The 24,036-nt window shown below is 73.3% G+C and carries 20 protein-coding genes; 15 read left to right on the plus strand and 5 right to left on the minus strand.

The features are described 5' to 3' along the window. Window positions 1-45 precede the first annotated feature (45 nt). The 4 genes from ACFT2C_RS07025 (at window position 46) to ACFT2C_RS07040 (ending at window position 4,890) form a co-directional block, all read left to right on the plus strand. Window positions 46-1,149, plus strand: coding sequence for an NAD(P)/FAD-dependent oxidoreductase (locus ACFT2C_RS07025; RefSeq protein WP_377206309.1), 1,104 nt, complete (start codon window positions 46-48; stop codon window positions 1,147-1,149). 94 nt (window positions 1,150-1,243) lie between these two features. Continuing rightward, the gene (locus ACFT2C_RS07030; protein ID WP_377206310.1) at window positions 1,244-2,518 is read left to right on the plus strand and encodes a cytochrome P450; all 1,275 of its coding nucleotides are present in this window, start codon (window positions 1,244-1,246) and stop codon (window positions 2,516-2,518) included. An 87-nt stretch (window positions 2,519-2,605) separates the two neighbouring features. Further along, window positions 2,606-4,132, plus strand: a complete 1,527-nt coding sequence (locus ACFT2C_RS07035; protein WP_377206311.1) for a class I adenylate-forming enzyme family protein — start codon at window positions 2,606-2,608, stop codon at window positions 4,130-4,132. Further along, window positions 4,129-4,890: a crotonase/enoyl-CoA hydratase family protein gene (locus ACFT2C_RS07040; protein ID WP_377206312.1), complete on the plus strand. Its 762-nt coding sequence runs from the start codon at window positions 4,129-4,131 to the stop codon at window positions 4,888-4,890. The genes ACFT2C_RS07035 and ACFT2C_RS07040 overlap by 4 nt, the downstream gene beginning before the upstream one ends. A 72-nt stretch (window positions 4,891-4,962) precedes the next feature. On the opposite strand, the gene ACFT2C_RS07045 is transcribed toward ACFT2C_RS07040, so the two are convergent. Further along, window positions 4,963-6,162 carry an FAD-dependent oxidoreductase gene (locus ACFT2C_RS07045; protein ID WP_377206313.1) on the minus strand — a complete coding sequence of 400 codons (1,200 nt, stop codon included), beginning with the start codon at window positions 6,160-6,162 and terminating at the stop codon, window positions 4,963-4,965. A 72-nt stretch (window positions 6,163-6,234) separates the two neighbouring features. Between ACFT2C_RS07045 and ACFT2C_RS07050 the strand changes: the two genes are divergently transcribed. Together ACFT2C_RS07050 and ACFT2C_RS07055 are read left to right on the plus strand one after the other, a co-directional pair. Further along, window positions 6,235-6,843, plus strand: a complete 609-nt coding sequence (locus ACFT2C_RS07050; protein ID WP_377206314.1) for a PadR family transcriptional regulator — start codon at window positions 6,235-6,237, stop codon at window positions 6,841-6,843. A gap of 27 nt (window positions 6,844-6,870) precedes the next feature. Beyond that, window positions 6,871-8,526: an alpha/beta hydrolase family protein gene (locus ACFT2C_RS07055; RefSeq protein ID WP_377206315.1), complete on the plus strand. Its 1,656-nt coding sequence runs from the start codon at window positions 6,871-6,873 to the stop codon at window positions 8,524-8,526. Window positions 8,527-8,644: 118 nt separating this feature from the next. Here ACFT2C_RS07055 and ACFT2C_RS07060 read toward each other — a convergent pair whose 3' ends face one another. Beyond that, the gene (locus ACFT2C_RS07060) at window positions 8,645-9,445 is read right to left on the minus strand and encodes a 4'-phosphopantetheinyl transferase family protein (protein ID WP_377206316.1); all 801 of its coding nucleotides are present in this window, start codon (window positions 9,443-9,445) and stop codon (window positions 8,645-8,647) included. A 219-nt stretch (window positions 9,446-9,664) separates the two neighbouring features. Here ACFT2C_RS07060 and ACFT2C_RS07065 point away from each other — a divergent pair, with 219 nt between their 5' ends. Together ACFT2C_RS07065 and leuA are read left to right on the plus strand one after the other, a co-directional pair. Beyond that, window positions 9,665-11,845, plus strand: coding sequence for a hypothetical protein (locus ACFT2C_RS07065; RefSeq protein ID WP_377206317.1), 2,181 nt, complete (start codon window positions 9,665-9,667; stop codon window positions 11,843-11,845). Window positions 11,846-12,111: 266 nt separating this feature from the next. Beyond that, window positions 12,112-13,941 carry a 2-isopropylmalate synthase gene (leuA, locus tag ACFT2C_RS07070; RefSeq protein ID WP_377206318.1) on the plus strand — a complete coding sequence of 610 codons (1,830 nt, stop codon included), beginning with the start codon at window positions 12,112-12,114 and terminating at the stop codon, window positions 13,939-13,941. Between the two features lie 91 nt (window positions 13,942-14,032). Here the strand turns inward: leuA and ACFT2C_RS07075 are convergent, their stop codons facing one another. Next, window positions 14,033-15,622: a serine/threonine-protein kinase gene (locus tag ACFT2C_RS07075; RefSeq protein WP_377206319.1), complete on the minus strand. Its 1,590-nt coding sequence runs from the start codon at window positions 15,620-15,622 to the stop codon at window positions 14,033-14,035. A gap of 107 nt (window positions 15,623-15,729) precedes the next feature. On the opposite strand from ACFT2C_RS07075, the gene ACFT2C_RS07080 reads away from it, so the two are divergent. Next, window positions 15,730-16,683 (plus strand): hypothetical protein, encoded by a 954-nt coding sequence (locus ACFT2C_RS07080; protein WP_377206320.1) that lies wholly within the window; start codon window positions 15,730-15,732, stop codon window positions 16,681-16,683. Between the two features lie 83 nt (window positions 16,684-16,766). Here ACFT2C_RS07080 and ACFT2C_RS07085 read toward each other — a convergent pair whose 3' ends face one another. Both ACFT2C_RS07085 and ACFT2C_RS07090 read right to left on the minus strand, forming a co-directional pair. Continuing rightward, window positions 16,767-17,015, minus strand: coding sequence for an SCO4226 family nickel-binding protein (locus ACFT2C_RS07085; protein WP_377206321.1), 249 nt, complete (start codon window positions 17,013-17,015; stop codon window positions 16,767-16,769). A 45-nt stretch (window positions 17,016-17,060) separates the two neighbouring features. Further along, window positions 17,061-18,011, minus strand: a complete 951-nt coding sequence (locus ACFT2C_RS07090) for a DMT family transporter (RefSeq protein WP_377206322.1) — start codon at window positions 18,009-18,011, stop codon at window positions 17,061-17,063. Window positions 18,012-18,072: 61 nt separating this feature from the next. Between ACFT2C_RS07090 and ACFT2C_RS07095 the strand changes: the two genes are divergently transcribed. The 6 genes from ACFT2C_RS07095 to ACFT2C_RS07120 all read left to right on the plus strand — a co-directional run bounded on the left by ACFT2C_RS07095 (window position 18,073) and on the right by ACFT2C_RS07120 (window position 24,031). Beyond that, complete coding sequence (locus tag ACFT2C_RS07095; protein WP_377206323.1) at window positions 18,073-18,675, plus strand: TetR/AcrR family transcriptional regulator; 603 nt, start codon at window positions 18,073-18,075, stop codon at window positions 18,673-18,675. A gap of 98 nt (window positions 18,676-18,773) precedes the next feature. Next, window positions 18,774-20,453 carry an FAD-dependent monooxygenase gene (locus ACFT2C_RS07100; RefSeq protein ID WP_377206324.1) on the plus strand — a complete coding sequence of 560 codons (1,680 nt, stop codon included), beginning with the start codon at window positions 18,774-18,776 and terminating at the stop codon, window positions 20,451-20,453. Continuing rightward, on the plus strand, window positions 20,450-21,073 hold the full coding sequence (locus tag ACFT2C_RS07105; RefSeq protein ID WP_377206325.1) for a TetR/AcrR family transcriptional regulator: 624 nt from the start codon (window positions 20,450-20,452) through the stop codon (window positions 21,071-21,073). The genes ACFT2C_RS07100 and ACFT2C_RS07105 overlap by 4 nt, the downstream gene beginning before the upstream one ends. A 42-nt stretch (window positions 21,074-21,115) precedes the next feature. Then, window positions 21,116-22,234, plus strand: coding sequence for an acetamidase/formamidase family protein (locus ACFT2C_RS07110; protein ID WP_377206326.1), 1,119 nt, complete (start codon window positions 21,116-21,118; stop codon window positions 22,232-22,234). Further along, a complete protein-coding gene (locus ACFT2C_RS07115; protein WP_377206327.1) occupies window positions 22,231-23,373 on the plus strand; it encodes an amidase in 1,143 nt (380 codons plus the stop codon). Before ACFT2C_RS07110 ends, ACFT2C_RS07115 begins: the two co-directional genes overlap by 4 nt. Window positions 23,374-23,566: 193 nt before the next feature. Next, window positions 23,567-24,031: a DUF4383 domain-containing protein gene (locus tag ACFT2C_RS07120; protein WP_377206328.1), complete on the plus strand. Its 465-nt coding sequence runs from the start codon at window positions 23,567-23,569 to the stop codon at window positions 24,029-24,031. The last annotated feature ends 5 nt before the right edge of the window (window positions 24,032-24,036 follow it).

Consider the following 24,036-nt stretch of genomic DNA (forward strand, 5'->3'; position numbering starts at 1 on the left):
GTTAGAGTTGTCGCGTCAACTCTTAACGAGCGGAAGGCGCAGCACATGAGCACAACGGTCGTGGTCGTCGGAGGCGGGTATGCCGGCACCCTCATCGCAAAGGCCTTGGACGGCGACGCGGACGTCACCCTCGTCGATCCGCGAGATGCGTTCGTCAACTTCTCGGGGTCGCTGCGGGCGCTGGCCCGGCCCGACTGGGCGCACCACACGTTCTTCGACTACCGGACCCTGCTCGAGCACGGCCACGTGCTCCGGGACACCGTGACGTCGGCCGATCCCACCGGCGTCGCCCTGGCCGCCGGCGGACGCCTCGATGCCGACTATCTCGTCCTGGCGACGGGGTCGAGCCACTCCTACCCGGTGCACCCCCGGCACGCGACCACGGGCGCCGCGCAGGCCATGGCCGATCTGTACGCCACGAACGACCAGCTCGCGCACGCCCGGCGGGTGCTGATCCTGGGTGCGGGGCCGGTCGCGCTCGAGCTGTCGGGCGAGATCCGCGAGGTGTGGCCGGACAAGCGCGTCACAGTCGTCGCCCCGTCGTCGGAGCTGCTCCCCGGGTTCCTGCCCGAGGTGCGCGAGGAACTCCTCCGCCAGCTCAAGGAGCTGAACGTGGAGCTGCGCCTCGGCACGTCCCTGACCGCCTTGCCGCCCGTCGAGGCCGGTACGGCGGCGACCTTCGCCGTGACGACGGACACCGGCGAGTCGATAGTCGCCGACATCTGGTTCCGCGGCTTCGGCGCGCGGGTCAACACCGGCTACCTGGAGGACGGCGCCCTGGTTGGGCTTACCGAGCGGCGTACCGTCCCGGTCGACGAGCACCTGAACGTCGTCGGCCACCGGAACGTCTACGCGCTCGGCGACATCGCCGACCTGTCCGATGCCAAGATGGCCACTCATGCGCAAACGCAGGCGCTGGTCGTCGTCGAGAACCTCCGGGCCCAGCTGCAGGGCGAGCGGCCCGGAGCCGTGTACGAGCCGGCACCGGTTCCGAGGATCCTCCTGCCGCTAGGCACCCGTGCCGGGGTGGGCCAGCTCCCCGGCCCCGAGGGCGGCGCCGTGGCGGCCCCCCTCGAGACGGTGGTCCGGCGCAAGGGGGCCGACCTCTTCACCTCCCGGTTCGCGGAGAGGTTCAACCGGACTGCTTAGCGCCGATGGACCCTGGGTCCGACGATCTCCAGGCGGCAGCGAATATCGCAGCCACGATTACGGGCAATCCGGACGCTGTGCTGAGATGGGTGCCATGGACAGAGTGGCTGCCCCGACGGCGCCCATCGAGCTCACGGGCCTGAAAGGGCTCACCCCCCTGTCAGCGACGACGGGCGGTGCGGACTCGCAGGAGATCTATAACGTCCTGCGGGGGAGATGGGGCGTGGTGGCGCCCGTCGACATGGAGCCCGGCGTGCCCGCGTGGCTGGTGATGGGGCACGCCGAGATCTGCGAGATCGCCCGGAACGAGGCGCAGTTCTCCCGGGATCCCCGCAACTGGCGCTGGCACTACGACGGCCTGCTGTCGGAGCGCTCGGCCCTGCTCGGGATCTCCCCGCGGGAGCCGCGCAGCTCGTCCTACCACCACGACGGCGAGAAGCGCCGCCGGCTGCGCGAGCCCCTCGACGACGGGCTCGCCGCACTGGCCGAGAAGACCGTGGTGGACCAGGTCGAGGAGGTCAGCATGCGGCTGATCGACGGCCTCGGGCGCAGCGGCGAGGCGGACCTGGTGCGGGACTGGTCCAAGAAGGTCGGCTTCCTCGCCGTCACGTCGCTGTTCGGGTTCGACCAGGAGACGGCGGACCAGATGATGATCGACTCGGCGCACATCATGGACCACACGGGCCATGCCGCCGAGGCGCGCGACCGTATGGGGCGCAACCTCATGGCGCACGTGCAAAGCCGGCGCGCGACGGGCGAGGCCGACCTGACCTCCACCTTCGTGCGGCACAAGAGCTTCCACGACGACCGCGAGGTCGCGGACTCCATGTCGGTGCCGCTCATCGCGGCGAGCGAGTTCCTCACCGCGTGGATCGCGCTGACCCTGCGGCTCCTGCTCACGGACAAGCGGTTCGCCGCGCGCTGGACCGGCGGCCGGATCGCGCTCGACGACGCCCTGGACGAGGTGCTCTGGCGCGAGGCGCCCGCCGCGAACCCGCCGCTGCCCCGGTACGCCATGCAGGACCTGGAGCTGGACGGGAAGCTGATCCGCAAGGGCGACGCCCTGATCATGGCCGTGGCCGCCGCGAACCAGGACCCGCTGGTGCACACCGGCGACATGTGGGACGAGGTCGGCAACCGGGCGCACCTGGCCTGGGGCGTGGGGCCGCACCGCTGCCCGGCGTCGCGGCAGGCGCGGATCATCGCGCGCGTGGCCATCAACCGGCTGCTGACCGAGCTGGACCTGGAGCTCGCGGTCGCGGACCATGACCTGGCGTGGGTCCCGTCGCCCTGGGTGCGGCACCCGCAGGCGCTGCCGGTCCGCTACGAGCGGGCGCGATCGTCGGGTACGGAGATCTACCAGGCGTGACGTGGCCGACGCCGGCTTCCACCGTGCGCAGGCCCGGTAGTACGGTCACGAATCGTACAAACCGGATAACTTGCCGTGGAGGAATGCATGCTCACCGTTGACCTGGTCCGCCGCGGCGCCGCCCGGTTCGGGCCGCGTACCGCCGTCCGCTTCGGGGACCAGTCGCTGACATACACGCAGGTGGACGCCGCGGCGAACGCCATAGCGCGGGTGCTGCACGCCCACGGCGCCGAGCCCGGCTCCCGCGTGGCGCTGCTGCTGGGCAACGGCCTGTGGTCCATCGCCATGGACTTCGCCTGCCTCAAGGCGGGGGTGACCCGGGTGCCGCTGAACGCCCGGCTGTCCGCCGCGGAGCAGGGCCGCATGCTCGACGAGACGGGCGTGCGGCTCCTGGTGCACGACGGCGTCCTGGCCGAGCGGGCGGGCGAGCTCGCCGAGGGGCACGGCGTCGCCACGCTCGGGCTGGGAGCGCCGGGCGCCGTCGGCGGCGTCGACCTGCTGGTCGCGATGCAGGAGGTCTCCGCCGCGGACCCGCACCTGCCCGCGCTGCCCGAGGACCCGATCCTCCTGCTGTACACGTCGGGCACGACCGGCACGCTGAAGGCCGTCGAGCACACGCAGGCCAGCTACGCCGCGATCGTCGCGAACATCCTGACCAACCTGGTCAGCCCGGCGCGGGACTCGGGGATGCTGCACGCGGCGAGCCTGATCCACGCGAGCGGCACGTTCGTGCTGCCGTACTGGCTGCGCGGCGGGGAGTCGGTGGTGCTGCCCGGGTTCGAGCCGCAGGGCTACGTCGACGCGATAGCCCGGTACCGCGCCACGGAGATCAACCTGGTGCCCACGATGATCGGGATGCTGCTCAGCACCGGCGTCGCGCAGGGCGCCGACGTGTCCTCCCTGCGGACGGCGATCTACGGCGCCAGCCCGATGCCGCGACCCGTGATCGAGCAGGCCATGGACGTGTGGGGCCGCCGGTTCGCGCAGTACTACGGCCAGACCGAGGCGCCCCTGTGCATGACGGTGCTCGACGCCGAGGACCATGGCGACGCGTCCCTGCTCGGCTCGTGCGGCCAGCCCGCGCTGGACGCCGAGATCCTGGTGACGGACGACGCCGGCGTGCCCGTGGCGCCGGGCGAGATCGGCGAGATCCGGGTGCGCGCCCCGTTCACCATGGCCGGGTACCACGCGGCGCCGGAGCTGAACGCGGAGATGTTCGCGCCCGACGGCTGGGTGCGCACCCGCGATATGGCCCGCGTGGACGAGCGCGGCTACCTCTATCTCGTCGACCGGCGCAGCGACATGATCATCACCGGCGGCTACAACGTCTACCCGCGCGAGGTCGAGGACGTGCTGCTGGCCCAGCCGTCCGTGGCTCAGGCCGTGGTGGTGGGCGCGCCCGACGACACCTGGGTCGAGGCGGTCACGGCGTTCGTCGTCCCCGCGCCGGGCGCCGCCGTCGACGAGGCCGCGCTCCAGGCGGCGGTGCGCGACAGACTGGCCGGCTACAAGGTGCCCAAGGCGGTGCGGGCCGTCGACTCCGTGCCGCTCTCGCCCGTGGGCAAGGTGCTGCGGCGCGCGCTGCGCGAGCCGCTGTGGGAGGGCCGGCGATGAGCGTCCTGGTCTCCCGCGAGGGCGCCGTCACCCTGATCGGCATCGACCGCCCCGAGCGGCGCAACGCCGTCGACGGCCCGACGGCGGCGGCGCTCGCCGACGCCTTCCGGGCCTTCGACGCCGACGACGCCTCGGCCGCGGCCGTGCTGTACGGGACGGGCGGCACGTTCTGTTCCGGCGCCGACCTCAAGGCGCTGGGTACGCCGGACGGCAACCGGGCCGCGTCGGACGGCGACGGGCCCATGGGGCCCACTCGGCTGCGGCTGAGCAAGCCGGTGATCGCCGCCGTGTCCGGGCACGCCGTCGCGGGCGGGCTGGAGCTCGCGGCGTGGGCCGACCTGCGGGTGGCGGACGAGACCGCCGTGTTCGGCGTCTTCTGCCGCCGCTGGGGCGTCCCCCTGATCGACGGCGGCACGGTGCGGCTGCCCCGCCTGATCGGGCAGTCGCATGCGATGGACATGATCCTGACCGGCCGGGCCGTCGAGGCCCCCGAGGCGCTGCGCATCGGGCTGGCGAACCGGGTGGTGCCCGCCGGTCAGGCAGTCGCGGCGGCGGTGGAGCTGGCGGCGTCGCTCGCGGCGTTCCCGCAGGTCTGCCTCCGCGAGGACCGCGCGTCGGCGCTGGACCAGTGGGGCCTGGACGAGCCGGCCGCCCTGGCCCAGGAGTGGGCGCACGGCGAACGCGCCCTAGCGGCGGAGGCGTACGACGGCGCGGCCCGCTTCGCGACAGGCGCGGGCCGCCACGGCACCCCCGCCTGACCGCATCGTTGAGTGCTGGGTATTTGCGCCCGAACGCCCGTCTGGAGCGCAAATATCCAGCACTCAACGAAGTCAGGCGGGGAGGCGGTCAGCCGGGGCGTCCCAGTCGATCCGGTAGTCGGTCACCCAGTCGTGTGTCGTCCGGGCGGCGGCCTTGCCCACGAGCGGCATGATCAGGTGGTCGCGCACCACGCGAGTGAGCGGGTTCGGGATCTTCTGGTTCGACGTGCGCTTCGCCTGGGCGATCAGCTTCTCCACCCGTCGGCGGCGTGACGCCTCGAACGCCGCGAACGCGGAGGCCGGGTCGCCGTGGTCGCGCAGGAACCGCGCGAGCAGCACGCCGTCCTCGATCGCGAGGGAGGCGCCCTGGCCCGACGTCGGTGAGATGGCGTGCGCCGCGTCGCCGATCAGCCCGACCGGGCCGCGGTGCCACACCGGCACGGTCGGCAGGTCCATCGTGTTCCAGGGCGGGACGATGTCCGGCGTCGCGGCGATCAGGTCCAGCGCGGGACCGTCGTCGTCCGCGAAGAGGCGGGTCAGCTCGGCGCGCCAGCGGTCCGGGGTCCAGGCCGCGAGCTCGTCGTCGGTGGCCGCGCGGGCGCGCGGGACGTTGGCGAACCACCAGACGTCGCCCGGCCCCCGGTTCGCGTAGGCGAAGAAGGCGCGCTTGCCGAAGGTCATCGTGAACAGGCCCACCGGCGTGTCCACGGAGACGCCGGAGGCGTAGCCGCCGGTGTTCAGCAGGCCGGTGTAGCGCGGCGGCGGGCAGCCCGGGTCCAGGATCTCGCGCACGCGGGAGTTGAGGCCGTCGGCCCCGATGAGCAGGTCGCCCTCGGCGGTGGTGCCGTCCGCGAACGAGGCGACCACTGCGCCGTCCGGCAGCGTCGTGGCGTCGACGAGGCGCTTGCCGTACTCGACCGGGATGCCGCGGCGCACCGCCTCGTCGCGGAGCCGGACGTAGAGGTCGGAACGACGGACGGTCTGGCTGACCGTGCCGGCGTCGTCGTCCCGGCTCATCGCGAGGTGGGCCAGGACGCGGCCCGACGAACCGCGCAGCTCCAGCGCGGGCGTGTCGAAGCCGCCGAGCTCGCGCTGGTCGATGCCCAGCACCCGGAGGGCGGCCAGGCCGTTCGCGGCGAGGGTGAGGTAGGCGCCGACGCCGTCCGCGGTGCGCTCGTACGCCTCGTGGACCGTCGCGTCGATGCCCGCCTTCTGCAGGGCCATGGCGGTCACGGGTCCGGTGATGCCCGCTCCGATGATGATTGCTCTCATGTGGCAACCATAAAATGGATAACCATAAGATGGCAAGATGTTTGACCGACAGCCCCGCTTAGGCTGGGCGCCGTGACCCAGGACTCCAGGCCGCGCTCGCCGCTCGCGATGGTGCTGCTGGCGCTGCTCGCCGAGGAGCCGATGCACGCCTACCGGATGCAGCGGCTGATCAAGTTCCGGCGCAAGGACGACGTCGTCAACGTGGCGCGCAGCAACAGCGTCTACCAGTCGATCGAACGCCTGCTGCGGGACGGCCTGATCGAGGTGCACGAGAAGCTGGCGGCCGACACGGGGCCCGCCCGGATCGTCTACGCCCTGACCGCCGACGGCCGCGACGCCCTCCGACGCTGGATGGACGCCGCCCTCGCCACGCCCGCGCGCGAGTTCCCCGAGTTCCGGGCGGTGCTGGCGGTGCTGGCGATCACCGGGCCGGACCTCGTGCGGGACCGGCTCGCGGATCGCGTCGCGGCGCTCGAGGCCACGCTGGAGCAGGCGGAGCGCGAGGCGGCGTCCGCGGCGGAGTGGGGCCTGGCCAGGGTGCTCATGCTCGAGCACGAGCACCTCGTGGCCATCACCCGCGCCGAGCTGGACTGGGTGCGCGGGGTGGTCGCGGACCTGCGTTCGGGCGCACTGACCTGGGACACGGACGAGATGCTGGCCTCCCGCCCACCCGAGCACTGACCGGATCGGCGGGCGTAGCATCCGAAGGTGTTCTTCCGGACCGTCGCCACATCCGCAGCAATCCTTGTCGCGCTCGCCGTCACGGGCGCCGTCGCGGGCCCGGACTGGGAGCCGGCGCCCGTCACCGCGCACCTGCACCCCGCCTCGCCGTCGACGGCGATCGGTGGCGCCCTGGCCGACGGCGCCGAGCCGGGCGACTACGAGGTGCGCGAGACCCAGGTGACGATCCCGCTCGCCGACGGGATCGAGGTGGGTGGGCTGCTGCGGGAGCCGATCTACCCCGGGGGTTCGGGCGACGATTCTGGCGGCGAGACCGCCGGCCCGCCCGCCGCCGACCGGCCGGGGATCGTGTTCGTGCACGGCGCGGGAACCGGCAAGGCCGCCGACGCCTTCACGCTGGCCGCGACCGCCCTGGCCAGCGCGGGGATCGTCACGCTCGTGCCTGACAAGCGGCTCGACAACTACACCACCCGGCACCGGGACTACGAGGCGATGGCTCTCGACTACGCCCACTCGGTGGCGTTCCTGCGCGACGTCCCCGGCGTCGACCCGGACCAGGTCGGGCTGTACGCGGAGTCGGAGGGCGCGTGGGTGTCGCCGGTGATGATGGTGGAGGACCCGCGGCTCGCCTTCCAGATCCTGGTCTCCGCCCCGGTGGTGCCGCCCCGGCAGCAGGCCGCGTACGCCGTCGACAACTACCTCCGCAACACCGACGTGCCGGCCGACGTCTTCCGCGCGATCCCGCGCGCCGTGGGCATGAAGCTCCCCGGCGGCGGCTTCGAGTACGCGGACTTCGACGCCCGGCCGTGGCTCAAGCAGCAGGACGACCCGATCCTCGCCGTCTACGGCACCAAGGACGCCTCGATGCCGCTCGAACAGGGCACCCGGGAGCTCCTGGACGACGCCGACGACGTCACCGTGCGCTTCTACGAACACGCGAACCACGGCATCAACGTCGAGACGCCCGAGGGCCTCGTGCTGCACCCGGACTTCGCGGCCGACGTCGCCGACTGGGTGCTCGGGCTGCCCCGGACCGCATCGGCCCCGCCGCAGATCGCGGGCGCCCAGCCCGAGCAGCTCTACCTCGCGGCCCCCGTACCGCAGCCGCACTGGTACGGCGACGGCGACTGGCTGGTCGGGGTGGTCGTCACGGCCGGCGGGCTGCTGGTGGTCGGCCCGCTGCTCGTGGGCGGGACGGCGCTCGCGGGCCGCCTTGCCCGACGTCGTTCCGGTCGCCCGGGCGTGCGCCTCGCCCCGGGCCTGCGCGGGCCGCTGGCAGGGCTCGGCGCGGGCGCGGCGGCGACGATGATCGGCCTCGTCGCGTACCTGGCCGCCGTCGCGCGGCTCGCCCTCGACTACCAGAAGGACGCGCTGGTGGTGCAGGGCGGCTGGATCGGCGTGCGGGTGCTCGGCATCGTGGCCGTCGTGGCGGCGGCGCTGCTGCTGAACCGGCTCCGGGACCTCCGGGGGCACGCGGTGCTCGCCCCCGCCGTCGAGCTCGCTTCGCGGCTCGAGCCCGGTCCGGGCGACGAGCCCGACGCCCGGGCCGAGCCGACCTCGCGTGCCCACACCTCCCGGCCGAGCGCAGTCGTCGTCTCGACGGGCTTCTGGCTCACCCTCCTCGGCGCGACGGCGCTGCTGGTGACCCTGGCCTACTGGGGCGCCTACCAGCTAGGCATCTGACGGCCACGGCTCCGCGACTCGGCGGCGCCCCCACCGCCCCCGGCTGACTGGGGTTCAACAGGCCGCGGGCGACCGTTATCGCCCCCGTTGTGGTCGATCCTGCCCTGGTGAACCCGCCTCAGTAGCGTGCCGCCGAGGCGGCGGCCCGGGTGGGGTGCGACGGCTCGGGCTGACGGACCGGCGCCGGGACGGGGGCGACGGTGTCGGGAAGGGCGTCCGGGAGGCGGAGGTGGCGCACCTGGTCGACGTGCGTGGTCGTCGCCAGCGCCGCGCTGTGGCCGGCCGGCGCCGGGACGTGGGTCAGGTACGGGCGCGGGTAGGGGAGCCGGACCGACGGGTCGCTCGCCAGGAGCGTCGGGCGCGGGCCGGTCACGTCGAGGTCGCGCAGCGGGATCGTCAGCCCGTGCCCGGTCAGCTTGGTCGTCGCCTCCTTGCGCGTCCAGTACGCGAGGAGGGCGTCGGCCCGGTCCCGGGCGGGGAGCCGCTGCCAGGCGCGCCGCTCGGCCGGCGTGAGGGCGGCGGCCGCCAGGTCGTCCAGGTCGTGGTCGGCGGGACGGGCGTCGAGGTTCGCACCGACCCGGCCGTCGCCCACCACGGCAACCATGACCCACGCCCGCGTGTGCGAGACCGAGTAGTCCAGGGCCGCCCCCGGGACATGCGGGCGCCCGTGCTGCGCGTCGCCGCAGCGGGTGCACGACCGGTCCACCGTGATCTCGTCCGGCGGCACGCCGAGGTAGCGCGACAGGATCAGCCGCTGGGCGGCCCGCGACGTCAGGTGGACCTCCGTAGCCGTGCCGTCGAGGCCCACGAGATGCTCCCGATCCGGTACGGTCAGGAGGCGCGTCCAGGCTTCGCGGCGTCGGACCGGAACGAGCCAGACGTCGCAGGTGCGGGGTGCCGGTGCGGCAGCTGAGCCCACTGGGTTCTCCTTGGACCTCGACGTGCTGCCGGCTCCCGCCGACAGTGGTTTTCCACCCACGTCGAATGTGATGGACGTGCGCAGAAGTGCAGGTGTGACCGGACTCGCCGTCGTACGGCCTGACAAGGTCTGTTCCCAGCGGGTACAAACGTCGGGGACCCCACGCCGCCAACCACACTTCCCCAGTCTCGACCAGCGGCGTTATCGAGGAGTGAACGGATGATGGACCACCACGCTTCCGAGCGTGACGAGAGAACTTCGGGCGACGGCGCGCAGGACGCGAACGGCGCGCCGACCGAGAATCTCGGCCACGCCTACGTCGCCACGATCGCGGCACCGAGCGAGGGAACTGCGCCCGAGAGCGCCGGGGACCCCGCCGCCGGGGACGCCAGCCCCTTCGCCAACATCGCCGTGGCGGACTACGTGCGGGACGCCATCGCCGCGCTCGCGCTCCTCGTGTCGCTCGCGCTGCCGTGGAACCTCGCCGACCGCTCCGCCGACCGGGTCGAGGTGGTCCTGGCCGTCGCGCTGTCCCTCGCCTCCCTGTCCCTGCCGTACCTCGCGCGCTTCGCCGTGCTGCCCGCGACCTGGACCGTGCACTCCACGCGCCGCGCGCGCCTGCTCGCCGGGCTCCCGCTGGCCGTGATCGGCCTGCTGCACCTCATCTTCGACCTGCGCGGCGGTGCGGGCGTCGGCACCGGCCTGGGCCTCGCCCTCGCGGGCGCGGCGCTCGCGGCCACCCCGCGCGACAGCGAGCTCGGCCCCATCGAGGAGGACGGCGCGGTGGTGCGCGCCTGGCGCCTCGGCCTCGCCGGCGTCGGCGTGCTGATCGCGGTGGGCGCGGTCCTCTCCACCCTGTTCGCGGAGCTCGCCGACGGCGCGACGCTGGGCGAGCGCCTGCTCTCGCCCGTGTGGCTCGTCCTCGTGCTGGGCCTGGCGTGGCTCCTGGTGGGCGCAACCGTGCGGCACGACCGCCCCTCGCGGCTGGTGCTGGTCGCCGCCGGGATCGTGCTCGCGCTGCTCTTCGTCTTCACCTCGGGCGACTCGCTCACCGGCCTGGAGTCCATGCACCCCGGCGTGACCGACCCGAGCCGGTTCGGTCTCGTGCTGCTCCCGCTCGCCGCGGCCATCGCCGGTGCGCCCGCCGTGCGCCGCGACCCCGAGGCCGAGGACGACGGCAGCACCGAGCGCGCGGCGGGCGTCTGGGTGCGGGTGGCGATCCGCGCGTTCGACGTCATCGTGCTGCTCGCGGTGTGCAGCGCGCTCGCCGCCCTGGTCCAGCTCATCGACCCCGGGTTCGGGGCCGGCGCCGGCGGCGTGACGCTCGTCGTGCGGCTGGTGCTCGGCGGCATCGTGGCCGGCATCGCCTGGTTCGCACGGCGCTCCCTCAAGCGCGACCCCGGCACGGGGCACGTACCCGCCGTCGGCGCCGCGTGCATCGCCGGCGTGCTCGGCCTCGTCGTCGTCATCGCGACGTCGGGTGCGAGCCTCGGCATGAACCTCGGCGACCTGCTCATGGCGCTCGGCATGCCGATCGTCGCGGCGTCCGCGCTGATGGTGCCCAAGGCAGTGCGCGACCACTTCCAGACGGCGGGCATCGGCGGCGACGTCGCCGCCGACCGCAGCCAGGCCTACCTGTGGGCCCCGCCGCAGCCCAAGGCCGACAGGGCGGCTCCGGCCGCGCTGCCGGAGCAGCCCGTGCGGTCCGCCCCCGAGCTGCGCCGCCCCGCGGAACCCCGCCGGGTCACCTCGACGGGCGCGGTGCGCACCGTCGCGGGCGCGGCGGCCACGCAGCGCGGCGTCGTTCCCGTGCGGCAGGCCGCCGAGCCGGAGTCCGGCGAGGTCCCGCTCAGCGCGATGCGCACCGTCGAGGACATGCCGGCCGCGGGCGCGCCCGCCGGCTCCTCGATGGGCGAGACGGCGACGATGCCCCCGGTGCGCTCCGGTGCGACGCCGGTTGCGTCCGCGCAGCCGGCCGCGCACGTCCAGCGCGTGGCCTCCGGGCAGCACACGACGGCGCGCATCCGCCCGGCGACCAGCGGTCAGCCGGCCGTCCAGGCGTCGTCCAACGGCTACGACGCCGGAGGCGAGGGGCAGGAGCAGGTGACGCGCCGCGTCGTCGTCGGACAGGGACAAGGCCAGGGGCAGGGCGCCGGGGCGGCCGACTACGGCTCCGAGTCCGGGCATACCGCGGTGCTGCCGCCCGTGGGCGGCAGGTGGACCGCCACGGTGGCGCTCGATCCGGCCACCCCGCTGGCGGACCTGGCGAAGATCGTGCAGGAGGCGCCCCACCTGCGGCCGCAGGTCGCGGCCAACCCGTCGACGTACCCCGCGCTGCTGGACTGGCTGGGCGCGCTCGGCGACCCGCAGGTCGACGCCGCGCTACGCAGCCGCCGCTGACCCGCCGCCTCGGCGCCGACGGCCGAAGTGCCGGCCGCTGGTCGAGCTTGTCGAGACCGGTCTCGACACGCTCGACCAGCGGATGCGGGCCGACGAGCCGAGGCCGGGTCGCGAGACGCGGCTCGACAAGTTCGGCCGGCGCGATACAGTGACCGCGTGCGCATGACGGTGATCCTTCTCCTTCGCTGCCGCGACGAGGCCTAGACAGGTCGGTCCCTCGTCGCGGAGGCTTGGTGTGCCGGCCAACCTCACCGAGCGAAGGAAACATGATGGAGAACAGCGTCACCGCCACCACCCCCGGCGGAGTTCACGAGACAGCAGTGCACGGCGTAGCGGGCGGGATCATCGAAGACAACCCGCAGCAGACGTCGGGCATGCCGATCCAGAAGTACCGGCCGTTCCACGAGCAGATCCGCGTGGAGCTGCCCGACCGGACCTGGCCCACCAAGCGCATCGAGCAGGCACCCCGCTGGTGCGCCGTCGACCTGCGGGACGGCAACCAGGCCCTCATCGAGCCGATGGACCCGGAGCGCAAGCTGCGGATGTTCGAGCTGCTGGTCTCGATGGGCTACAAGGAGATCGAGGTCGGCTTCCCGTCGGCGAGCCAGACGGACTACGACTTCGTCCGCAAGCTCATCGAGGAGAACCGGATCCCCGACGACGTGGTGATCCAGGTACTCACGCAGGCCCGCGCGCACCTGATCGAGCGGACGTACGAGGCGATCACGGGCGCCAAGCAGGCGATCGTGCACCTGTACAACTCGACGTCCGTGCTGCAGCGCGAGGTCGTGTTCCGCACCGACCAGGACGGCATCGTCGACATCGCGCTGGACGGCGCCAAGCTGTGCCGCAAGCTCGAGGAGACGGTCCCGGACACGCGGATCTACTACGAGTACTCCCCGGAGTCGTACACGGGCACCGAGCTGGAGTTCGCGGTGCGCGTCTGCAACGAGGTCATCGAGGTCTTCGAGCCGACGCCGGAGCGCAAGGTCATCATCAACCTGCCCGCGACCGTCGAGATGGCCACGCCCAACGTGTACGCCGACTCGATCGAGTGGATGAGCCGGCACCTGGCCCACCGCGAGAACGTCATCCTGTCGCTGCACCCGCACAACGACCGGGGCACCGCCGTCGCGGCGGCCGAGCTGGGCTACCTGGCCGGCGCCGACCGCATCGAGGGCTGCCTGTTCGGCAACGGCGAGCGCACCGGCAACGTCGACCTGGTGACCCTGGGCATGAACCTGTTCTCGCAGGGCATCGACCCGCAGATCGACTTCAGCGACATCGACGGCATCCGCCGCACGGTCGAGCACTGCAACCAGATGCCGGTGCACGAGCGGCACCCCTACGTGGGCGACCTGGTGTTCACGGCGTTCTCCGGCTCGCACCAGGACGCCATCAAGAAGGGCTTCGAGCATATGGCGGGGCGCGCCGAGGCAGCCGGGGTCACCGTCGACGACCTGGACTGGGGCGTGCCGTACCTGCCGATCGACCCGCGCGACGTCGGGCGCTCGTACGAGGCAGTGATCCGGGTCAACTCGCAGTCCGGCAAGGGCGGCGTGGCGTACCTGCTCAAGAGCGAGCACAACCTGGACCTGCCGCGGCGTCTGCAGATCGAGTTCTCCCAGGCCGTGCAGCGCGTGACCGACGCGCAGGGCACCGAGGTGACCGCCGCGGACATCTGGCGGATCTTCACCGACGAGTACCTGCCCGTCGAGGAGGGCGCGCCGTCCGGCCTGGAGCACTGGGGCCGGCTCACGCTGCGTGGCACGCGTGGCGTGTCGGCGGAGGGCGAGCAGGACACCCTCGAGGTGGACGTGCTGGACCGCGGCCAGGAGCTGACCCTGACCGGCACCGGCAACGGGCCCATCGACGCGTTCGTCAACGCGATCGCGCAGGTCGGCGTCGACGTACGCGTGCTGGACTACACCGAGCACGCCCTGTCCGAGGGCGGCGACGCGAGCGCCGCGGCTTACGTCGAGTGCGCGGTGGGCGACGACGTCCTGTGGGGCGTCGGCATCGACCCGTCCATCACGCTGTCGTCCCTGAAGGCGATCGTCTCCGCGGTCAACCGAGCGGACCGCACGACAGCCTGACCGTTCCGTGTCCGTTGAGTGCTGGGTATTTGTTGGGTTGACGGCCCAAAATCAACAAATACCCAGCACTCAACGGGTACGTGGTCGAGGGTCAGTTGATTCTCGTGTACGTCGCCGCGTAGGCGTTGGGGCCCTGCTCCGTGTAGGTCGTGTCGTCGCAGGTGTACTCCACCGCCGGGACGCCCCCGCTGGGCTGGTACTCGGCGCTCTCCCCGGCAAGTGCCTTGACGACCGAGACGTCGCTGAAGTCCACGCCCGTGGCCGTGAGCTTGTTTCCGCTGGTCCGCACCGGGTAGGTGGCGGTGCCGGTCCAGGTCTCCGTGTACTCGCCGGCCGAGAGCTCGGCGCGCAGGGGCTGGGCGTCGTCGTAGTTCACGAGCTGGGTGCCGTCGGCCTGGAACTCGGTCACGCGCCCCTCGAAGCCCGTGGCCTCGACGGTCTGGCCGCCCAGGTCCGCCTGCTGGCTCAGGCTGTCGAGCCGCCAGCTGCCCACCAGGCACTCGTCGATGGCCGCGGGCGACGCCTCCGCGGAGGCCGACGGCGATGCCGTGGGATCGGCGTCGCGGCTGCCGGAGGGCATGCCCAGCATGACCGCCGTCGTGACGCCGCCGACGACGAGCAACCCCGCGGCCGCGACGATCCAGGTGAGCGGCCGGGACAGCCGGCGCCGTGCGGGCGCCCCCGGTTCCGCCTCTGGCTCCGGCGTGGGCTCCGCCGGGGACGGCTGCACCGGCACCTTTACCACGGTGGCGTCGTCGTCCCGCAGCGCGGTCGCGTCGTCGTCCAGCGGGGCGTCGGGCACTGCCGGGCCCGGGACGATCTTCGTGGTCGCGGTGCGGTGGCCGGCTGAGATCCCGTTCAGGAAGTCGAGCACCTCCTGCAGGCCCGGCCGGGCCTCGGGGTCCTTGGACAGGCAGGCCTGCACGAGCGGGAGCAGCCACGCGGGGCACGTGCTGAGGTCGGGGTCCTCGTGGACCACGCGGTAGTACACGACGGTGGTGTCGCCCTCGCCGAACGCGCGCTGCCCGGTCGCGGCGTAGAGCGCGACGGCGCCCAGCGCCCAGACGTCGGCGGCCGGCGTCGCGCCGCTCCCGCGGATCTGCTCGGGCGCCATGAAGGACGGAGTGCCGACCTTCAGGCCGGTGCGGGTCAGCGACGTCGAGTCGGACGACTGGGCGATCCCGAAGTCGATGACGAACGGGCCGTCCTGGCCGAGCAGGATGTTGGACGGCTTGAGGTCGCGGTGCACGATGCCGACCGCGTGCACCGACCGCAGGGCCTCCGCCACGCCGGCGAGCATGGTGCGCACGTCGGGCTCGGGCAGCGGGCCCCGGGCCTGGACGACGGCGGTGAGCGACGGCCCCTCGACGTACTCGATGGCCAGCCACGGCTGGTCCGCGTCCGGATCGGCGTCGATCAGGGTGGCGAGGAACCGGCCGCGGACCTTCATCGCCGCTGCCGCCTCTCTGCGGAAGCGGGTGCGGAAGTCCGGGTCCTGGACGAACTCCTTCAGGATGGCCTTGAGGGCCAGCTTCCGGCCGGTACGGGTTTCTGCGAGGTAGACCACTCCCATACCACCGGCGCCGATGCGGCCGAGAAGCGGGTAACCGCCCAGCTCCTGCGGGTCATTCGGTTCGAGCGGGTGGATCTGCGGGGCTTCCCCTGAGCCTGGCACGATCATGGGGGAAAGATACCCTATATCCTTGAATTCACCCGACATATCAGCCAGGGTGAATTCATCTGCTCCCAGATGCCAGATACGCAGTGATACCAGATACAGGGGGACACATGAAGAGGAAGTTTGTCAGCCGTGCGCTGCCGACCGCAATCGTTGCGGGCGGTCTGCTCGTCGCGGGCGCCATGTCCGCGTCTGCGGCCGGCGAGAGCACGTCGAACCTCGACCAGTCGACAGGCAGTCTCGGTGGTCTCCTCACGGACACCGTGGACGCGGTCGTCGGTGAGGACGGTGCTGTCGACAGCACGCTGAACCAGGTGACCGACACCGTTGGGCAGGTCACCAAGGAGGACGGTGCCGTCGACGACACCGTGAAGGGCGTCACGGGCGTCGTCGACTCCGTAGCCGGCAAGGACGGCGCTGTCGACGACGTGGTGTCGGGTGTGACGGGCGGCGCGTCGGACGCGTCGGACGACGTCGTGACCACGAAGGCGGCCACGCCGTCGGCCAACGACGGCGGCCCCGTGGAGGACGTCCTGGGCGGCGTCACCGGCGCCGTCAACGCGGTGGCCGGCGAGAACGGTGCGGTGGACGACGTCCTCGGCGCCGACGGGCCCGAGCAGGGCGTGACCGACAACGTGGCGTCCGAGATCATCAACGACGTCGGCTCCATCGGCGAGAACCTCGGCAGCGGCGACGTGCCCGGCGTGATCGGCGGCGCCGCGGGCGAGGACGGCGTCGTGGACGACCTCCTCGAGAGCCCCTCGTATGCCAGCAACCCGGGTGGAGAAGACCCGGGCGACGGTGGCGGTGACGACGGCGGCTCGGACGACGGCGGCCCGGATGACGGGTCCGACGACGGCGGCGTCGTCCCGATCGGAAACGACCCGGGTACCGGGATCAACCCCGTCGCGCCCATCGGTGCGGACGGAGAGGCGCAGGCGCCCGGAGCGCTCGCCGAGACCGGCGGCCAGGTCGGCGGAGTTGTCGCCGCCGGGCTCGCCCTCACGGCCGCGGGCGCGGCGATGATCCGCGCCCGGCGCCGGATGCTCGAGGTCCAGGACTGACCTGAGCTTCATCCCGCGCAAGCACGTGTCGGACGCTCAGGCCACTGCAGGTGGCCTGAGCGTCCGACACGTGGGGCCGTTGCTCAGGCCTCCACCGGGACCGGGTAGACCTCGGTGGCCGGGTGGCCGGTGCGCTCGTGGATGCGCTTGACCGCCTCTGCGCTGGGCGCCTCCGAGAGGCACCAGACCATCCCGGAGTCGGGGTCGCCCCACGCCTTCTGGAAGTCGACACTTTCGTCGGCCTGGATGTCGAGGTCCGCCTGGTGCGCGGCTCTCAAAGCGTCAGGGGTGATGCCTTGCATCCCGTGGTGAACGTCCATGAACTTGGGCATGATCGCAACCCTTCCGGCTCTGTGCGGCGCCGCCGTTGGCGCCGGCTACTTCTGTTGTACACCGATCGGATCGATAGCGTTCGTCGACGGTCGTCTTCCCGGTCCGCCGGAATCCGCCGCCGGCCTGGGCCGGGCAGGGGCGGGTCGCGTGACCAGCACACCCGTGAGGCTGACGGCGAACCCCGCCACGGTCAGCGGCGACAGCCGCTCCCCGAACATGGCCCAGGCCCACGCGGCCGACACTGCCGGGGTCAGGTACAGCCACGTGCTCACCGCGACCGGTCCCCGGGTGCGCTGCACGTACAGGTACATGCCGTAGCCGCCCAAGAACGCCAGCCCGACGAGCCAGGCGACGGCCAGCCAAAACGACGGGTCCGCGGGCGGCGCCGCCTGCCCGCTCGCGAACGCCACCGCGGAGAAGAACGCGAGCGCGACGACGCCCTGCACGGCCAGGGAGTCGAGCACGCCGTGCTCCTCCGGCGTCGGCCACAGGTCGCCCAGCACGGCGGCCGCCGAGAGCGACAGCATGCCGCCGAGCGCCCAGAGCGCGCCCTCCGCGCCGGTTCCGGCGACGGCGTCGGGCCCGACAGCGAGTGCCACTCCAGCGAACCCGGTCGCGAGGCCGACTGCCTGGCGGCGTCCGCCCCGTTGGCCGAAACCCGACAGGACGACGGCGACCAGGGCGGGCTGCAGCGAGGCGAGCAGGGCCGCGGTGCCCGCAGGGAGCCCTTCCTCGACGGCGCGGAAGACGCCGTAGAGGTAGCCCGCCTGGCCGAGCGCACCGAGGACCGCCTCGCGCCGCAGGTAGCGCGGCCCGTATCGCCGTCCGAGCGCCAGCACCGCCACGACCATGAGCGGCGCGGCGACGACGTAGCGCCACAGGAGGGTGGTGATGGCGGGCGCGGACGGGGCCGCGAACGTGGCGCCCACGAAGCCGGAGCTCCACATCACCACGAGCAGGGCGGGGGCGAGGTGTCGGAGGAGGCTTGTTCGCATCTCGCCAGGTAACCATACAGGTCGGTATACTCGCAGTGCACCCGAAGGACGGAGCCCTCTCATGCCGCGTCGCAGCCCCAACCCGCACACTCCGGCGGGCGAGAAGATCCTGGTCACAGCGGCCGAGCTGTTCTACGAGCGCGGCATCCGCGGCGTCGGCGTCGACCTGATCGCCGACCAGGCCGGGGTGACCAAGAAGACGCTCTACGACCGGTTCGGCTCCAAGGACGCGCTGGTCGCCGCCTACCTGACGCGCCGGCACGAGCGCTGGGCGGCCTGGTTCACCGAGCGGCTCGCGGCACGGGACGCGGCCCGGGACGCGGCGGGGCTCGCGTCGGGCGCCGACCAGGTCCTCGCCGCGCTGGAGATCGCGGAGGAGTGGGCGGAGGCCAACGCGCGCGGCTGCGCGTTCGTGAACGCCCACGGCGAGATCGGCGGGACCGGGCATCCGGGCAACGCGGTGATCCTGGCCGACAAGCAGTACATGCTCGCCGTGTTCACCAACCTCCTGCGCGACGCAGGGCACCGGGACGCGGAGCGGCTCGGGGCGCAGATCCACCTGCTCTACGAAGGGGCGATGGTCGCGCACACCACCCGGGCGCAGCCGGACGCCTTCGCTACGGCCCGGGCGGCGGCGCGGGCCCTGCTCGCGCCGTCCGGCTGAGGGGCTCGCGCCGTCGAGAAGCTGGGGGCTTCCGTTCACGGTCCGGTCGCGCTATTTTGTTAACGGTACCGGTCCGTTAATAAAAGGAGCAGGCAGACATGGCAGACGACGGCGTCACCGACGTACTCGTGGTCGGCGCGGGCCCCACCGGGCTCGCCCTGGCCTGCGGCCTCCGGCTGCAGGGGGTCGACGTGCGCGTCGTGGACCGCATGCCCGCTCCGGCGACGACGTCGCGGGCCAACTTCGTGCACGCGCGCGGCTCCGAGGTGCTCGACCGGCTCGGCGCGCTCGGCGACCTGCCGCAGCGGTCGGTGCGGGCCATGTTGATCACCACGTACGTGGGTGACAAGCCGATGATGCGCGTCCGGTTCGGCGACCCCGGTCTGCGGACCCCGGCCCCGCCCATGGTGGTGTCGCAGGCCCTGGTCGAGGCCGAGCTGCGTCGCCGCCTGGCGGAGCTGGGCGGGAAGCCGGAGTGGGGCGCGCGGCTCACCGGCGTCGTGCAGGACGACGCCGGCGTGACCGCCGAGCTGGACGACGGGCGCACCGTGCGGGCGCGGTGGCTCGTCGGCTGCGACGGGACGAGCAGCGCCGTCCGGGCGGCCGCGGGCATCACCGCGCCCGGCGTCCGGCTGAGCGAACGGTTCCTCCTGGCCGACGTCCACCTGGACTGGGACCTGGATCGGACCGGGACCTCGGGCTGGGTGCACCCGACGGGGATGCTCGGCGCCATGCCGATGCCCGACGCCGCCGGCCGGGGTGACCTCTGGCGGCTGATCGCGTACGACCCGACGAGCGTGGCGCTGGAAGAGACGGGATCCGACGCTGGGCCCGGCGGGGAGGGCGAGGCGGACGGCGCCGCGCCGAGGGCTGCTGACGCCTACGGGCGGCGGAGCCGGCTGACCGAGCAGCAGATCCTGGACCGGTTCCGGGAGATCCTGCCGGAGCGTACGGGTCGCGAGGTGCAGGTCCTGGGCAGTGAGTGGCTCTCCGAGTTCACGATCCATCGGCGGCTCGCCGACCGGTACCGGCGCGGCCGCATCTTCGTCGCGGGCGACGCCGCGCACGCGCACGCCCCGTTCGGCGGGCAGGGCATGCTGACCGGCCTGGGCGACGCCGAGAACCTCGCCTGGAAGCTCGCCCTGGTGGCGCGCGGCCGGGCGTCCGACGCGCTGCTGGACACCTACGAGGCCGAACGGCGTCCGCTGGCCACCGAAGTGCTGCGCGGCACCGCCAACGTGACGCGGATCAATGTGGCGCAGAGCGCGGTCGGCCGGTTCGTACGGGACCGGGTGCTGATCCCGATCTTCAACCAGCCGTCGTTGCAGCGCTGGGCCACGTTCACCGCCTCCCAGCTCGGGGTGAGCTACCGGTCGGGGCCGCTCGGGGTCGGGCGCGCCCAGCGGGCGGCTGCCCGGATCAGCCGACGGGTGTGCGTGGGCGACCGCGTGCGGAACCTCGTCTGCGCCCGTGCGGACGGCAGCTCCAGCCGCCTGTACGCCGAGCTGGGCGGGGAGTGGGCGCTGCTCGTGCCGCCGTCGGGCGATGCGGCGGGGCGTGCGGCAGGGCCGCGCGCGGCGGACGGCGTCGTGCGGGACAGTGCCGTGCGGGACGGCGTCCTGCGAGACGGCGTCGAACCGACGCGGCTCACCCGGACCGACGGCGTCCCGGAGGCGTGGCTCGTGCGTCCGGACGGGCACCTGGCCTGGCGCGGGACCGACCCGGCGGCGGCCGGCCCGTGGCTGGCGGCGCTCCTGCGCGACGGGCGTGCCCGATGACGGCCCCCGACGTGCGCCGGGGGCGCGGCCGGCCCCGGGACCCTCGTGCGGACGAGGCGATCCTGCGGGCGGCGCTCGAGCTGTTCACCGAGCACGGCCACGCCGGGACGAGCATCGAGCAGATCGCGCGGCGGGCCGGCGTCGGCAAGCTCACGGTGTACCGGCGCTGGGGGAGCAAGGACGAGCTGATCGCGGCCGCCGTCGAGTCTGCTCGCGGCGAGCTGCCGAACCCGGCCGCGGACGAGCTCGACGGCATGTCCTACGCCGAGGTCTCCCGCCTGCTCGCCGACGCCCTGCCCGTGGCCGCGCGGACGCTCGCCGAACCGGGCTACCGGGCGATGCTTGCCCAGGTCTTCGGCTCCAGCGTCACGCATCCCGGCCTGATGGGGGCCTTCTGGGAGAACCACGTGCTGCCCCGGCGGCGCACCATGCAGACGGTCCTGTCCCGGGCCGTCGACGAGGGCGTGCTGCCCGTCGGCACGGACATCGAGGCCCTGATTGACATGACGGTCGGGGCGGTCGTGTACCGGCTGCTGCGCCCCGAGCCGCCCGACGCCGACGAGCTGCTGGCCTACCTGCGCGCCGTCTACAGCCAGGCCGGGATGATCCCGCGGCAGTAGGCGGTGCCGGATCCGGGCCGGCCGGCTGTGTACTCTCGGCCCGTGCACCAGCAGACCATCCTCCAGCCCGGCCTCGACGTCCCCGCCGGGGCGGCCTACCTGCCCACCTCGGTCGAGACCGCGTACTGGGGCCGCCTGCCCTGCGGGGTGGACAGCGCGGTCCTGTCGGTGGACCCGGGCCAGGAGGTTGTGATCGACACCCTGTCCCACGAGGGCATCCTCGAGGACCAGGGTGGCGACCCGCTCGCGTACTTCGCGCGGCACGCCGTCGGGCAGGACGCCGTCCTGGCCGACGCCGTCGAGCTCGCCACCGCACGCCGCTCCCGCCTGGGCGACCGCATACCCGGCCTGCCCGGCGTGGCCGGCGCCCACGGCGGCCACGTCGTGACCGGGCCGATCGAGGTCCGGGGCGCCCGGCCGGGCGACCTCCTCGCGATCCGCGTGCTGTCGACGGAGCCCCGGGTCCCGTACGGGGTGATCTCCAACCGGCACGGCCGCGGCGCACTGCCGCACGAGTACCCGGTGCGCGGCGCGGACGCCGTGAGCGTGTTCGCGAAGGTCGACTCCTGGGCCGACGGCGCGGGGCGCGGGAGCCTGCCGCTCTTCGAGGGCTCGGACCGGACCGTGAGCTTCGACCTGCACCCCTTCCTCGGCATCATGGGCGTCGCCGCCGCGGGGGACGAGCGGCCGCACTCGGTGCCGCCCGGGCCGTTCGGCGGCAACATCGACATCAACCTCCTGGGCGCCGGCGCCACGCTCTACCTGCCGGTTCAGGTCGCCGGCGCGCTCGCCTACGTCGGCGACCCGCACTTCGCGCAGGGCGACGGCGAGGTGGCGCTCACCGCCTTCGAGGCCTCGTTGCGGGCGCGGCTGCGCTTCGACGTGATCCCGAAGTCCGACGCCGTGGCGGAGTTCGGGCGGCTCGTCGGTCCGCTCGCCGAGACCGCCGAGTTCCTGGTCCCGACCGGGCTGGACCTCGACCTCGACGTCGCCGTGCAGAACTGCGTGCGGGCCGCGATCGCGCTGCTGGAGGCGCGGTACGGGATGTCGCCGGCGCACGCCTACGCGTACCTGAGCGCGGCCACGGACTTCGACATCTCCCAGGTGGTCGACGTGGTCAAGGGCGTGCACGCGCGAATCCGCAAGGCGGACTTCGCATGACCTTCGATCCCAGCGTGTGGCGGGTCCGCCCCGAACCCGGCCCGCTCACGGACCCGACCGACTCCGGCGTGCTCGACGGCGAGACCGTGGCCGTCAAGGACCTGTTCGCCGTCGCCGGGCAGCGGGTCGGCGCTGGGAACCCCGCCTGGCTCGGGGCGGCGCCCGTCGAGGAGGCGCACGCGGACGCCGTCGACCGGCTGCTCGACGCCGGGGCGGCGCTCGCGGGGATCGCGCAGACCGAGGAGTTCGCGTACTCGCTCACGGGCGCGAACGCCCACTACGGCACGCCGCCCAACCCGCGGGCGCCGGGCCGGATCAGCGGAGGGTCGACGTCGGGCCCGGCGTCGGCGGTGGCGGCCGGCCAGGCGAGCGTCGCCCTCGGTACCGACACCGGCGGGTCGGTGCGCGTGCCGGCCGCCTACCAGGGGCTGTGGGGGATCCGGCCGACGCACGGCGCGGTGGCGGACGGCGGGCTGCTCCCGCTCGCGCCGTCGTTCGACACGGTCGGATGGCTCGCGCGCGACGCCGCCACGCTGGCCCGCGTGGGGGACGTGCTGCTGCCGGCCGACACGACGGCGCTCCCCGACCCGGCCCCGCTCGTGCTGAGCGACGCCCTGCTCGCCCTGGCCGCGCCGGAGGTGCGCGACGCAGTCGGGCAGCTCGGCCGTGCTGTGGGGGCCGAGCGGATCGACTGGGCGCCCGAGCCCGGCTGGCTCGCGGCCTTCCAGGTGCTCCAGGCCGCCGAGGCATGGGCCGCGCACGGCGCCTGGCTCGCGGACCGGATGGACACGCTCGGGCCGGCGGTGCGGGGGCGGTTCGAGCGGGCGCGGTCCATCGGCGCGGCGGACGCGGAGGCGGCGCGGGCCGCCGTCGGCCGGGCACGGACGGAGATCCGGGCGCGGCTGGGCGAGCGGGTGCTGTTCCTGCCGTCGACGGCGACCGTCGCACCCCGCCCCGAGGATGCCGAGGCCGCCCGGGAGGCGACGATGCTGCTGACCTGCATCGCGGGGATCGGCGGGCTGCCCGCCGTGTCGGTTCCTGTCGCGACGGCGTCCGGCCTCCCGGCGGGCGCGTGCCTGGTGGGGCCGGCGGGGTCGGACCGGGCGCTGCTGGAGCTGGCGGGCCGGATACAGGCCTGACCGGCGAGCGGATGTCAGGGTACGGCGACACTGCAGCGATGTCACGATACGTTGACACAGCTACCAGCGTCGTGAACGTCGTCCCACCCGCCTGAGGTGCGAGAACGAGGCAGGCGACCGGTCGGCCCGCGTGCGAATGGCCCCGAACAGTGTGACTGTGGAGACACAGCAACGGATGGACGGGAGAAGGACCATGGCCCACTCCACAGCTCCTCAGAGCGGACGCGGTACGCATCAATGGATCGCCCTCATCGTCGGCGTGGTCTTCCTGCTGGTCGGTGGCGCCGGCTTCATCGTGACCGGGTTCAGCGACGTCATGGAGCACGACGAGAGCGAGCGGCTCCTTGGTTTCGCCGTCAACCCGCTGCACAACGCCCTGCACCTCCTGATCGGGATCCTGGGTGTCAGCCTCTGGGTCTCGTCCGCCGGGGCGCGCGTCTTCGGCTGGCTCCTCCTGGTCGTCTACGGCGCGGCGTTCGTCTACGGGCTGTCCGCCGTCAACAACCCGGAGATCGACTACCTGAACACCAATAACGCGGACAACTGGCTGCACCTCGGCGGCGCGGTGGTCGGCCTGCTGATAGCGATCTGGCCCGCCCGCAGGCGAGTCGTGGAGCAGCCCGGCACCACGGAGACGATGCCGCGCGACGTCCGGTAAGGGCG

The organism is Promicromonospora sp. NPDC057138, assembly GCF_042670845.1.
In the GTDB taxonomy this organism is placed as follows: Bacteria; Actinomycetota; Actinomycetes; order Actinomycetales; family Cellulomonadaceae; genus Promicromonospora.